Below are 11,391 nucleotides of genomic sequence, written 5' to 3' on the forward strand. Positions count from 1 at the left end.
ACTCAAGGAGAACAATAAAATGATCTTCACCCCGGAACACGAAGCCCTGCGCCGTACCGTCCGCCAGTTCGTCGAGCACGAGATCAACCCCCACGTCGATGAATGGGAAAAGGCCGGACGTTTTCCGATCCACGAGATTTTCCGCAAGGCCGGCGACCTCGGCCTGTTGGGGATTTCCAAGCCGGAGAAATTCGGCGGCATGGGCCTGGATTACAGCTATTCGATCGTCGCGGCCGAAGAGTTCGGCACCATCCATTGCGGCGGCATTCCGATGTCGATCGGCGTGCAGACCGACATGTGCACTCCCGCCCTCGCCCGCTTCGGTTCCGATGAGTTGCGCGAGGAATTCCTGCGCCCGGCGATCACCGGTGAACAGGTCGGTTGCATCGGCGTGTCGGAAGTCGGTGCCGGTTCCGATGTCGCCGGGCTCAAGACCACCGCACGCAAGGACGGGGACGACTATGTGATCAACGGCAGCAAGATGTGGATCACCAACTCGCCGAGCGCCGACTTCATCTGCCTGCTGGCCAACACCTCGGACGACAAACCGCACATCAACAAGTCGCTGATCATGGTGCCGATGAACACGCCGGGCATCAGCCTCAGTTCGCACCTCGACAAGCTCGGCATGCGCAGCTCGGAAACCGCCCAGGTGTTTTTCGACAACGTGCGCGTGCCCCAGCGCAATCGCATCGGCCATGAAGGCGCCGGGTTCATGATGCAAATGCTGCAATTCCAGGAAGAACGCCTGTTCGGCGCGGCCAACATGATCAAGGGCCTGGAATATTGCATCGACAGCACCATCGAGTACTGCAAGGAACGCAAGACCTTCGGCAACGCGCTGATCGACAATCAGGTGATCCACTTCCGCCTCGCCGAATTGCAGACCGAAATCGAATGCCTGCGAGCGCTGGTCTATCAGGCCACCGAGCAATACGTGAAAGGCCAGGATGTCACCCGACTGGCCTCGATGGCCAAACTCAAGGCCGGGCGCCTCGGCCGCGAAGTCAGCGACAGTTGCCTGCAATACTGGGGCGGCATGGGCTTCATGTGGGACAACCCGGTGGCCCGCGCCTACCGCGACGTGCGTCTGGTATCGATTGGCGGGGGCGCCGACGAAATCATGCTGGGGATCATCTGCAAACTGATGGGCATCCTGCCGGGGAAAAAGAAATGACCACCCTGCCCGTTTGCCAGACGCTGTTGCTGGAACCCCATAACGGCGTGCTGCACATCACCCTCAATCGCCCGGAAAACCGCAACGCCATGAGCCTGCAGATGGTCGCCGAGCTGCGTTCGATTTTCGCCGCCGTGCGCGATGACCGCAGCGTGCGCGCGTTGGTGCTCAGCGGCGCCGGCGGGCATTTCTGTGCCGGCGGCGACATCAAGGACATGGCCAACGCCCGCGCTCAGGGCAGCGATGCCTATCGCGAGTTGAACCGTGCCTTCGGGTCGATGCTGGAAGAAGCCCAGCACGCGCCACAAGTGTTGATCACCGTGCTGCAGGGCGCGGTGCTCGGGGGCGGTTTCGGACTGGCGTGCGTGAGCGATATCGCGATGGCCGATCATCAGGCGCAATTCGGCCTGCCGGAAACCAGTCTCGGTCTGTTGCCGGCACAGATCGCGCCGTTTGTAGTGCAACGCATCGGCCTCACCGAAGCCCGGCGCCTGGCGCTGACCGCTGCACGATTCGACGGTCATCAGGCACGGCGTCTGGGGCTGGTGCATTTTGTCGAAGAGGATCCACAGGCGTTGGCCGAGCGGCTGGACGAGGTGTTGCAGCATGTCCTGTGCTGTGCTCCCGAAGCGAATGCCACCACCAAGAAACTCTTGCTGGCCAGCGCCGGCCAGCCATCGAACGAATTGCTGGATGAAGCGGCGCAGTGGTTCAGCGAAGCGGTGACCGGTGCCGAAGGCATAGAAGGCACGATGGCGTTCGTGCAAAAGCGCAAACCCGGATGGAGCACCTGACTCTGTGGGAGCGGGCTTGCCCGCGATGAGGCCCTTCAATCCACCGCCAACATTCAGGAAAAACCACCATGCCCGTCATCCACAAAATCCTGATCGCCAACCGCGGTGAAATCGCCTGCCGCATCCAGCTCACCGCCCAGGCTCTGGGCTATCGCACGGTTGCGGTGTTCAGCGACGCCGACGCCAATGCGCTGCATGTCCAAATGGCGGATGAGGCGGTGAACATCGGCCCGGCGTCCGTGCAGCAGTCCTACCTGAACATCCCGGCCATCCTCGACGCCGCCCGGCGCAGCGGTGCCGACGCGATCCATCCCGGCTATGGTTTTCTCTCGGAAAACGCCGAGTTCGCCCGTGCCTGCGAACAGGCCGGCCTGACGTTCATCGGCCCCAGCGTCGAAGCCATCAAACTGATGGGCAGCAAACGCCAGTCGAAAATCGCCATGCTCGCCGCCGGTGTGCCGTGCATCGCCGGCTATCAGGGCGCCGAGCAGGATGACGCAACGCTGACCCGCGAAGCCGAACGCATCGGTTACCCGTTGATGATCAAGGCCAGCGCCGGCGGTGGCGGGCGCGGCATGCGTCTGGTGCACAGCGCCGAGGAACTGCCGGCGCAGTTGCGCACGGCCCGCTCGGAAGCCTTGAACGGCTTCGGCAGCGACGAACTGATTCTCGAACAGGCGCTGATCGAACCGCGTCACGTCGAGGTGCAGTTGTTCGGCGACCACCACGGCAACCTGATCTACCTCGGCGAGCGCGACTGTTCGATTCAGCGCCGCCACCAGAAAGTGATCGAAGAAGCGCCTTGTCCGGTGATGACCGAAAAACTGCGTCAGGCGATGGGCGAAGCGGCGCTCAAGGCCGGGCGTGCGGTGAACTATGTCGGCGCCGGCACCGTGGAGTTTTTGCTTGATGCCGATGGCCGGTTCTACTTTCTGGAGATGAACACCCGGTTGCAGGTCGAGCACCCGGTGACTGAATTGATTACCGGGCTGGATCTGGTGGCTTGGCAACTGTCGGTCGCCGAAGGCCAGCCGCTGCCGCTGACCCAAGCGCAGGTGAAGCTCGATGGCCATGCCATGGAAGTGCGCCTCTACGCCGAAGATCCGGCCCAGGATTTTCTGCCGCAGACCGGGCGTGTCGAAGTCTGGGCGCCGGCACTGGATCGCGGTGCGCGGATTGATCACGGCCTGATCGAAGGGCAGTCGATCTCACCGTTCTACGACCCGTTGCTCGGGAAACTGATCGCCCACGGCGCAACCCGCGAAGAAGCCCGGCGCAAATTGCTGCGTGCGGTACAGGACAGCGTGTTGCTGGGTGTGCAGAGCAATCAGCGACTGCTGGCCAGTCTGTTGCAGCATCCGCAGTTCATCAGCGGCGAATTCGGCACCGGGTTTATCCCGCAGCATTTCGCCGACCATCCTTGTCTGCATCCCCATAAACCGAGTGCCGAAGAACTCGCGGTTGCGGCGTTGCTGTTTTATCAATCCTGCGCCGGGGCGCATCGTTCACCCTTGGCCGGTTGGCGCAACAATGCCGGGGCGCCATTGCACTATCGGCTGGGTCTCGACGATCAGGCGTGGAGTGTGCAATTGCTTGCCGCCCCGGATGGCATCGTTCGGGTTCAGGTGGCTGAACGAGCCTTCGAACTGAAGCTCATCGAATACAGCGAACGCTCGATATCCCTGGAAATCGAAGGCCTGCGCCAGCGCCACGCCTATCGCCTGCACGACGACCAGCTCTGGCTATTCACCCGCCCCGGCAGCCTGCGCCTGGTGGATCGAACTCATGCGGTGATCGACAGTCAGACCAGCGTCAGCTCCGGCACCTTGAAAGCTCCGATGGATGGCGCAATCATCGACGTGCTTGTCAGCGAAGGCAGCCCGGTCAGCAAAGGTCAGTTGCTGGTGGTGCTGGAGGCGATGAAAATGGAGCACCCGCTCAAGGCCGGCATCGACGGCGTGCTCAAGCGGGTGCAGGTCAAGGTCGGCGATCAGGTCAAAAATCGTCAGGTTCTGTTGCAGGTCGAGTGAGTGGTCAAACGCATCCGCAAGGTTTGACTACGCTCTGACTATCAGGACGCGGAAATCAGGAACCCTGCGATGCCCCATTGGCTGGTCATTGATCTGGAAGCCACCACCGATGAGGGTGGCTGGCCGGTTACGGAAATGGAAATCATCGAGATCGGCGCCACCCTGGTGGATCGCGCCGGTCGCGAGCAGGACCACTTTCAGCGCTTCGTCAAACCGGTGCGTCGGCCCCTGCTGACGCCGTTCTGTCGCGAACTCACCCACATCACCCAGGCCAACATTGACGCCGCGCAACCGCTGACCGAAGTCTGGCCGGCGTTCGAGCGCTGGCTCGGTCAGCACCAGACTCGTCTTGAAGGCTGGGCCAGTTGGGGCGACTACGACCGCAGGCAATTGCTTCAGGAATGGCAGCGCCTGCAACTCGACAGTGCGCTGAACCGTGTGCCGCACATGAACCTCAAACAGCGTTTTGCCAAGGCCCGACGCCTCGAACGGCCCCTGGGACTCAATGGCGCGCTGCAACTGGCGGGTATGCAGTTCACCGGTCAGCAGCACCGGGCGCTGGAAGATGCGCGCAATACCGCCCGATTATTGCCGCTGGTGCTGCCGCTCTAGCGCAGGTGACGGCGCCATGAGCCTTGTGCATACTGGCCGACCTTTTTGACCCTTTTAAGCCCTTTTCGAGAGGAATCGCCCATGTTTAAAGTCAACGAGTACTTCGACGGCACCGTCAAGTCGATCGCTTTCGGCACTGCTGAAGGCCCTGCGACCATCGGCGTCATGGCCCCGGGCGAATACGAATTCGGCACCAGCCAGCGTGAAATCATGCACGTGGTTTCGGGTGCACTGACCGTCAAACTGCCGGACAGCAGCGACTGGGAAACTTTCGCCGCCGGCAGCCAGTTCAACGTGCCAGCCAACAGCAAGTTCCAGCTGAAAGTGGCCGTCGACACCGCTTACCTGTGCGAATACCGCGGCTGAGATCCCGGTTTTCTGCGGCCATGAAAAATGCCCGTGTCCAAGGACACGGGCATTTTTCGTTTCGGGGCAGATTACTCGAGGATTTCCACAGGCATGCCGACTTCGAGTCGGCCATTGCTGTCATTGACCAGGTTTTGACCGAACATTGCACCGTCGGCCTGGGCGCGGGTCTTCTGCAGCGTCGCCAATGGCTCGCGATCGGCGCTGCGCTCGCCTGTCTGCGGGTCGATGGTGGTGAGAATGCAGCGTGAACACGACTTGACCACGCGGAACTCGACATCACCGATGCGGATGCGCTTCCAGCCATCCTCGGCATACGCCTCGCTGCCCTCGATCACCAGATTCGGCCGGAACCGCAGCATTTCCAGCGGACGTCCGACTTCCTGCGACAAATGCTGCAGCGATGCCTCGCCAATCAGCAGCAGCGGGAAACCGTCGGCGAAGGCCACCTGGTCGTCATCGTTGCCATACCCGGCCTGAGTCGTCCGGGCGCGGTCCAGCGGCACTTGCACCAGCCGGGTCGGTTTGCCAATGAACTCGCTGACCCAACGGGCCGCTTCTTCGCCGGCATCCGGCACACGCAGGGTGTCGCGCCAGATGGTCACGCCGCGCAGTTCGGCTTCGTTGCCAGGCAGCGCGATATCAATCGCCGAATGCCCCGGCGCCTCGAGGTTCAGGCCACCGTCGGCATTCCACAGCGCCGACAATTGGCTCATCTTCGCTTCGGCACGCTGAGTCAGGAAGCGCCCGCTGGCCTCGTCTACCAGCATCCAGCGTCGGTCGCCCTCAAGCCCCAGTTTGTCCAGACCAATCCCTTGCAGGACCTCGCCCTTGGCGGATTTCAACGGGTAACGATAAAGCGCGCTCAGACGCAGCATGGCCAGCTCCCTGGTGGGTGAAAAACGCCACCCTATATGAGCTTTGTCGCCGAATCAAAGTCTGACGCCGGATCAGCCTCGACAAGTTGATCAGGCCGGTACTTCGTCGAGCATCAGACGCTGGCGCACCACATCGACCAGTTTGTCCGGCTGGAACTTGGAGAGGAAGTTGTCGCAACCGACCTTCTTCACCATCGAATCGTTGAAGCTGCCGGACAGCGAGGTATGCAGCACCACATACAGGCCACGCAGACGCGGGTCGTTGCGGATTTCGGTGGTCAGGCGATAGCCGTCCATTTCCGGCATTTCCGCGTCGGTGAAGATCATCAACAGCTTGTCAGTCATGTTGACCCCTGTATCCGCCCACGCCTTGAGCATGTTCAGGGCTTTCAGACCGTCACTGGCAATGTGCATTTTCACGCCCAACTGGCCGAGGGTGTCGCGCAGTTGCGACAGGGCCACATTGGAGTCGTCCACCAACAGCACCTCACGACCGCGAGCCCGCTCCAGAACCGGGTCTTCGAGCTTGTCGCGGGACACCTTGGCGTTATAGGGAACGATTTCAGCGAGGACTTTCTCGACGTCGATGATTTCCACCAGTTGATCGTCGACCTTGCTGATGGCGGTCAGGTAGTGCTGTCGGCCGGCACTGGTCGGTGGCGGCAGGATGGCTTCCCAGTTCATGTTGACGATGCGATCCACGCCACCGACGAGGAACGCCTGCACCGAGCGGTTGTACTCGGTGACGATGATCGTGCTGTTGGGGCCCGGCACCAGAGGACGCATGCCGATGGCCTGCGACAGGTCGATCACCGGCAGGGTCTGACCGCGCAGGTTGACCACACCGCAGACAAACGGATGACGCTGGGGCATCAGGGTCAGCTTGGGCAGTTGCAGGACTTCCTGGACCTTGAACACGTTGATCGCGAACAATTGGCGCCCGGCCAGTCGAAACATGAGAATTTCCAGGCGATTCTCACCCACCAGTTGCGTGCGTTGGTCTACCGTATCGAGAATGCCGGCCATCAAATGACTCCTGGGGCTTGTACTGGTGAATTCATTAAAGAGGGTTATCGGCTGACTCCAGCCGATCTTGATCCCCATACAAATCACCTACAAAATGCCATGAGGAAGCATTGATGTCACATTAACATCATGCTTTACTGGCCCCGTGACTTCATCTGCTACATTCTCTGCGGCGCGACCACGGTTTGCGCGGCAGGTTCCCGTGCCTAAGGGATTCCCCTAGGAACAATCAGGCCCAACCTGATGTTCGCAATATCCAATAGCCATTAATGTGACGCCATTCTCATTGCATGAACGGAGTCAGGCTTTTGTGTGCGATCGCAGGTCAGTGGAACCCTCTCCTCTCGAAACCCCCGGCACCAGCCTCCTCGGCTCTGCAGGGCGCGATCTCACGACGGTTCATGATCGTCGACACACACGACATTCGCTCATCAGACATGACGTTGTGGAGATAAGCATGCCGAACGACCGTAAAGAGTGGGCACAGCGGTTCCCCGAATTTCTCGTCGAGGCTGAAATGCTCCTGGCCAAGTCCGAAGAGTGCCTGAGTCACTTGCAACTGATCAGCAATGACAGGGACGCCATCGACTGCATGCTCAGCACCCTCCTCAAGCTGGCGAACAAGGCCGATGCCCTGGCGCTGGAGGCGGTCTCCGAATTCTCTCTGCACCTGCATGGCCTGCTCAGCCAGGCACAGGACCGTGTCGACCTGCATGCCGAGGCTCTGGATGCCCTGAAGGACTGCTTCACCTTGATGGCCTGGCAGCTTGAACTGATCGACCCGAGCACCGGCCAGTTGAGCCTGGACGACAGCGAGCAGACGTCCCTCATCGAAGCGTTCGCCTTTCAGGTCGGACAGAGCCAGTTTCAGCCACCACTCAAAGGCAAACCCCTGTCCCTCGTGTCTTACTCGGAGCGACAAGCTTAAACGCGAGCACCTGGCGTCCTTTGCAACACCGTTAGTTTGAAGCATCGAATGTCGCAATTGATTAACTCATGCCTGCCCGCGACACCTCCAAACAAATAATCATGTTTCACACATCCAGACTCACCACCACTGAAGTCAGGGTTTACCCGTGTATGAGAAATGAAAACTTCGGATTACATGGATAATTATCGGGTTCGGCAAATCAACTTTTTCCATTATGGAACTCGCGTCCAACATGGCGTATTTCCTGACTCTTCGGACATATAGGGTGAACGCGACCAACGGTATGTTAAGTGGTATTATGCCGCCCGTTAGTTGCTTTCACTTAATGGCACAGTGACTTCAATGACCGGTCTGCAGCAAAGTTGGCAGTCAATTACCGATCACTGAACCTTGTTGAATCAACAGCCTGAACCACAGTATTTTCAGACAGAGACCGCCAGTCACTCAGACCGGTCTGCCCGCAGCGAACATCCATTGGCTCCATCCGCTATGTACGCCAGCCTCAAGTCAATCATCACATGGCCTCCCTCCCGAGAAAACGCACGCCGGTTCACGCTCATGCTCTGCATTGGCGCGGCGGCCGGCAGCCTGTTGACTTATGGCTTGGCCGCGCCGGTGTCGATTGGTTTGCTGCTGATCAATGTCGCAGCCGCAGGTTGCGTCTGGACACAGCATCGCCTGTCGCGAAAATCGATCAAGTTCCAGCCCCAGGAGCTGGCCGACCGCTTGCTCGAAGTGCAGGAAAACGAACGTCATCGTCTCAGTCGCGAACTGCATGACGACATCGGTCAGCTGCTGACCGCCGCCAAACTGCAGAGCGAATGGCTCAGGCGACGCCTGCCGGACGATCTCCAGGAACAGTGCTCGGCACTCTGTGACACCCTTGAGGAAACCCTCGACAAAGTCCGCGACGTTTCGGCCATTCTCAACCCGCGGCAACTGACTAGCCTCGGCCTGGAAGCCAGCCTGCGCGCGCACTTGCTCAAGACCCTGGCCAATACCTCGATTCACTGGAGTCTCGACTGCCAGCAGCGACTCAATGGCATTCCTGAAGAAATGGCGGTCGCGGCCTTTCGAATCACTCAGGAAGCGGTGACCAACATCCTGCGTCATGCGCAGGCCAAAAACCTGCTGATCCGCGTACAGCGTCTTCAGCAAGGCCTGACCCTGCTGATCAGCGATGACGGTCTGGGTTTTGCCCCGGCTGCCGATCCCGGTCGTGAAGGGCAACGAGGGATGGCCGGGATGGCCGAAAGAATCGAGCAACTGGGCGGCACCCTGAACGTGACGAGCGAGCCGGACAAAGGCACTCAAATCGAAGCACTATTCCCCTGGGCGCCAAGGGCACTCGAGCGGGCCAGTACGAATAAGGTTATGCGTTGACTTGTAACTTACTTCTGGTGGATGACCACTCGCTGATCAGAGCCGGCGTGCGCGCTCTGGTGCTGGATATTCCGGGCTATGCGGTAATCGGCGAGGCCAATGACGGCTCGCAGTTGCTTGAAATGGTCGAGCAACTGAATCCCGATATCGTCCTTCTGGACATTTCCATGAAAGAAACCGGCGGCCTCGAAGCCTTGCAGCGACTCAGACGAGTCCGCCCGCACAGCAAAGTGCTGATCCTTTCGATGCATACCGACCCTGCCCTGATCATGCAGGCGCTGGAGTCCGGTGCCCATGGCTATCTGCTCAAGGACACCACCGCCACCGAACTGGAGCATGCACTGGAAGCGCTGCGCAACAACGAACGCTACCTGAGCCCCGCCATCGCCCACACGGTGATCAATCAGGCGCTGACCCGCAACCAGAAGCTGCAACCGGAAGTCGCCGACTCGCATAACCTCACGGCCCGCCAACTGGAAATTTTGCGCCTGATCGTGCGCGGCAAGTCCACACGCGAGATCGCCAATGGCCTGGGCCTGAGCATCAAGACCGTGGAAACCCACCGCTCGCAAATCATGAAACGCCTGCAGATCTACGACGTGGCAGGACTGGTGCTGTTTGCCGTGCGGGAACAGATCATCAGCCTGGACGACTGACCCGCCGCGTACCGCTCAACAGCGGTGAGTTCTCCGGCAAATGCATACGCAACGCCGCCGGGCGCGCGGCAAACCGCAGATTGTCACCTTCCAGCGGCTCGCCATCGAGATTGATGCAGAGCCCTTCGGCGGCCTTGATTTCAACCCAGGGCAAACGCGCGCGCACAAACATGTTGTCGATGCCGAAACCGTCGCTGAGCAGGCTTTTCAGTGTCCCGACCAACTCCTGCGGTGCCGGCAGGATACTGATATCCAGCAGACCGTCGTTCACCAGCGCCTCCGGACACAAGACATGCCCTCCACCCGCCTGGCGACCGTTACCGATGCCCAGCGCGAGCATTTCACCGCTCCAGTGGAAGCCCGGTCCCTGTAATTCGCCATAGGCGGTACGCAGTTCACTGAATCGCGACAGTCCCGTAAACAGATAGGCCGCGCCCCCCAGCACTTTTTTCAGATCCTCCGAGGTGTTGGCAGTGACCTGGCTGCCAAATCCACCGGTGGCCATGTTCAGGAATATCTGCCCGCCCACTTCGCCAAGATCGATTTCACGTGGAGGTCTATCGAGCAACTCGAGCGCTTCGGCCGGCTCCAGAGGAATACCGGCCGCGCGGGAAAAATCGTTGGCGGTTCCCAGCGGCAACAATACCAGACTGGCCTTGTGTGAATGAGCCGCCAACGCCTCGGCGATATCGCGCAAAGTGCCATCACCGCCGCCAGCGATGATCTGCCTGTATCCGGCCGCCAGCGCCTCTTCCACCAGACGCTGGGCATCACCGGCCTCCCAGGTCAGACGTACCGCCAATTCCCAGCCCTGCTTGCGTTTGTGTTCAACGGCGGCGCGAACCGCTTCGTTAAGTGCCTGCTTGCCATGCAGAATCAGCAATGCCCTGCGCTCATCCATCTTGGCCACTCCCGTTATTAAATCAGTTCGGGACATCTTGACCTTCACAGCACGTAAAAGAGCCGCCGCAATCCCAAGTATTTCCAGCGGCGCGGCTTCCTCGTCCTACAAGGCGGTATTTTTTCGTACGAAATGTAAGGAATCGGCTCAATTGACCCGTCCTGACCATTCGTACACTGTGGTTCTGAGGCAGTAATCTTTAACCCGATAACACACAAGGACGTGCAGGTAATGAGTCAAAACATCACCCGGACTTTAGATCATTCGAGAATCAGTTTCTGCCGGCAGAAACTCATGGCGGCAGGCGGAATTTTCCATGCACAGTCATGAAGCAAGAATGACAGCAAGTCCGGTTGCCCCCCTCTCCGGCAGTCGCGCCTGCCATCAATCCGAATTCAAGAGCAGCGCCAAAAACACTGGAGAAAAAATCATGGACCCTCGTGTCACCGAGCTGGAAACCCACCTCAAATATATCCGCCGTGACATGGACGAAGTAAAAGGAGACGTCAAAGCCATCAAACACCGTCTCGCCTACTCTGCGGGCGCCACAGCAGTGGTCCTTGGATTGTTGGGCTGGGTTGCCAATAGCCGCTTCGACCAGCTCGTGACACTGATCAGCCGATGACTTACAGAAATG

Annotated in this window: 12 protein-coding genes; 9 read left to right on the forward strand and 3 right to left on the reverse strand. The window is 59.7% G+C overall.

Translation table 11 applies throughout. The features are described from left to right. Positions 1 to 19: 19 nt before the first annotated feature. The 5 genes from atuD (at position 20) to ppnP (ending at position 4,979) form a co-directional block, all read left to right on the forward strand. Positions 20 to 1,177, forward strand: a complete 1,158-nt coding sequence (atuD, locus tag NE357_RS19805; RefSeq protein WP_169431288.1) for a citronellyl-CoA dehydrogenase — start codon at positions 20 to 22, stop codon at positions 1,175 to 1,177. Further along, positions 1,174 to 1,971 carry an enoyl-CoA hydratase/isomerase family protein gene (locus tag NE357_RS19810; RefSeq protein WP_169431289.1) on the forward strand — a complete coding sequence of 266 codons (798 nt, stop codon included), beginning with the start codon at positions 1,174 to 1,176 and terminating at the stop codon, positions 1,969 to 1,971. Before atuD ends, NE357_RS19810 begins: the two co-directional genes overlap by 4 nt. 68 nt (positions 1,972 to 2,039) lie before the next feature. Then, on the forward strand, positions 2,040 to 4,001 hold the full coding sequence (locus NE357_RS19815; RefSeq protein WP_169431290.1) for an acetyl/propionyl/methylcrotonyl-CoA carboxylase subunit alpha: 1,962 nt from the start codon (positions 2,040 to 2,042) through the stop codon (positions 3,999 to 4,001). A 69-nt stretch (positions 4,002 to 4,070) separates the two neighbouring features. After that, a complete protein-coding gene (locus tag NE357_RS19820) occupies positions 4,071 to 4,613 on the forward strand; it encodes an exonuclease domain-containing protein (protein WP_169431291.1) in 543 nt (180 codons plus the stop codon). A gap of 81 nt (positions 4,614 to 4,694) precedes the next feature. Then, positions 4,695 to 4,979, forward strand: a complete 285-nt coding sequence (gene ppnP, locus NE357_RS19825; RefSeq protein WP_007940055.1) for a pyrimidine/purine nucleoside phosphorylase — start codon at positions 4,695 to 4,697, stop codon at positions 4,977 to 4,979. A 71-nt stretch (positions 4,980 to 5,050) separates the two neighbouring features. Here the strand turns inward: ppnP and NE357_RS19830 are convergent, their stop codons facing one another. Continuing rightward, positions 5,051 to 5,857, reverse strand: a complete 807-nt coding sequence (locus tag NE357_RS19830; RefSeq protein WP_169431292.1) for an MOSC domain-containing protein — start codon at positions 5,855 to 5,857, stop codon at positions 5,051 to 5,053. Positions 5,858 to 5,947: 90 nt separating this feature from the next. Continuing rightward, positions 5,948 to 6,883 (reverse strand): chemotaxis protein CheV, encoded by a 936-nt coding sequence (locus NE357_RS19835; protein ID WP_085710725.1) that lies wholly within the window; start codon positions 6,881 to 6,883, stop codon positions 5,948 to 5,950. A 457-nt stretch (positions 6,884 to 7,340) separates the two neighbouring features. On the opposite strand from NE357_RS19835, the gene NE357_RS19840 reads away from it, so the two are divergent. The 3 genes from NE357_RS19840 to NE357_RS19850 all read left to right on the forward strand — a co-directional run bounded on the left by NE357_RS19840 (position 7,341) and on the right by NE357_RS19850 (position 9,853). Beyond that, on the forward strand, positions 7,341 to 7,811 hold the full coding sequence (locus tag NE357_RS19840) for a hypothetical protein (protein WP_169431293.1): 471 nt from the start codon (positions 7,341 to 7,343) through the stop codon (positions 7,809 to 7,811). Between the two features lie 492 nt (positions 7,812 to 8,303). Further along, on the forward strand, positions 8,304 to 9,197 hold the full coding sequence (locus NE357_RS19845) for a sensor histidine kinase (RefSeq protein WP_169432676.1): 894 nt from the start codon (positions 8,304 to 8,306) through the stop codon (positions 9,195 to 9,197). Continuing rightward, on the forward strand, positions 9,194 to 9,853 hold the full coding sequence (locus tag NE357_RS19850; RefSeq protein WP_096821098.1) for a response regulator: 660 nt from the start codon (positions 9,194 to 9,196) through the stop codon (positions 9,851 to 9,853). The genes NE357_RS19845 and NE357_RS19850 overlap by 4 nt, the downstream gene beginning before the upstream one ends. On the opposite strand, the gene yegS is transcribed toward NE357_RS19850, so the two are convergent. Then, positions 9,837 to 10,754, reverse strand: coding sequence for a lipid kinase YegS (gene yegS, locus NE357_RS19855; RefSeq protein WP_169431294.1), 918 nt, complete (start codon positions 10,752 to 10,754; stop codon positions 9,837 to 9,839). The two genes, NE357_RS19850 and yegS, sit on opposite strands and share 17 nt — an antisense overlap. Positions 10,755 to 11,070: 316 nt before the next feature. On the opposite strand from yegS, the gene NE357_RS19860 reads away from it, so the two are divergent. Further along, positions 11,071 to 11,379, forward strand: coding sequence for a hypothetical protein (locus tag NE357_RS19860; RefSeq protein WP_169431295.1), 309 nt, complete (start codon positions 11,071 to 11,073; stop codon positions 11,377 to 11,379). The last annotated feature ends 12 nt before the right edge of the window (positions 11,380 to 11,391 follow it).

Source organism: Pseudomonas sp. G7(2022) (assembly GCF_052660475.1).

Bases quoted from the DNA above. Each gene is read 5' to 3' on its own strand.
- atuD (WP_169431288.1), top strand. From the start codon at position 20: ATGATCTTCACCCCGGAACACGAAGCCCTGCGCCGTACCGTCCGCCAG.
- NE357_RS19810 (WP_169431289.1), top strand. From the start codon at position 1,174: ATGACCACCCTGCCCGTTTGCCAGACGCTGTTGCTGGAACCCCATAAC.
- NE357_RS19815 (WP_169431290.1), top strand. From the start codon at position 2,040: ATGCCCGTCATCCACAAAATCCTGATCGCCAACCGCGGTGAAATCGCC.
- NE357_RS19820 (WP_169431291.1), top strand. From the start codon at position 4,071: ATGCCCCATTGGCTGGTCATTGATCTGGAAGCCACCACCGATGAGGGT.
- ppnP (WP_007940055.1), top strand. From the start codon at position 4,695: ATGTTTAAAGTCAACGAGTACTTCGACGGCACCGTCAAGTCGATCGCT.
- NE357_RS19830 (WP_169431292.1), bottom strand. From the start codon at position 5,857: ATGCTGCGTCTGAGCGCGCTTTATCGTTACCCGTTGAAATCCGCCAAG.
- NE357_RS19835 (WP_085710725.1), bottom strand. From the start codon at position 6,883: ATGGCCGGCATTCTCGATACGGTAGACCAACGCACGCAACTGGTGGGT.
- NE357_RS19840 (WP_169431293.1), top strand. From the start codon at position 7,341: ATGCCGAACGACCGTAAAGAGTGGGCACAGCGGTTCCCCGAATTTCTC.
- NE357_RS19845 (WP_169432676.1), top strand. From the start codon at position 8,304: ATGTACGCCAGCCTCAAGTCAATCATCACATGGCCTCCCTCCCGAGAA.
- yegS (WP_169431294.1), bottom strand. From the start codon at position 10,754: ATGGATGAGCGCAGGGCATTGCTGATTCTGCATGGCAAGCAGGCACTT.
- NE357_RS19860 (WP_169431295.1), top strand. From the start codon at position 11,071: ATGCACAGTCATGAAGCAAGAATGACAGCAAGTCCGGTTGCCCCCCTC.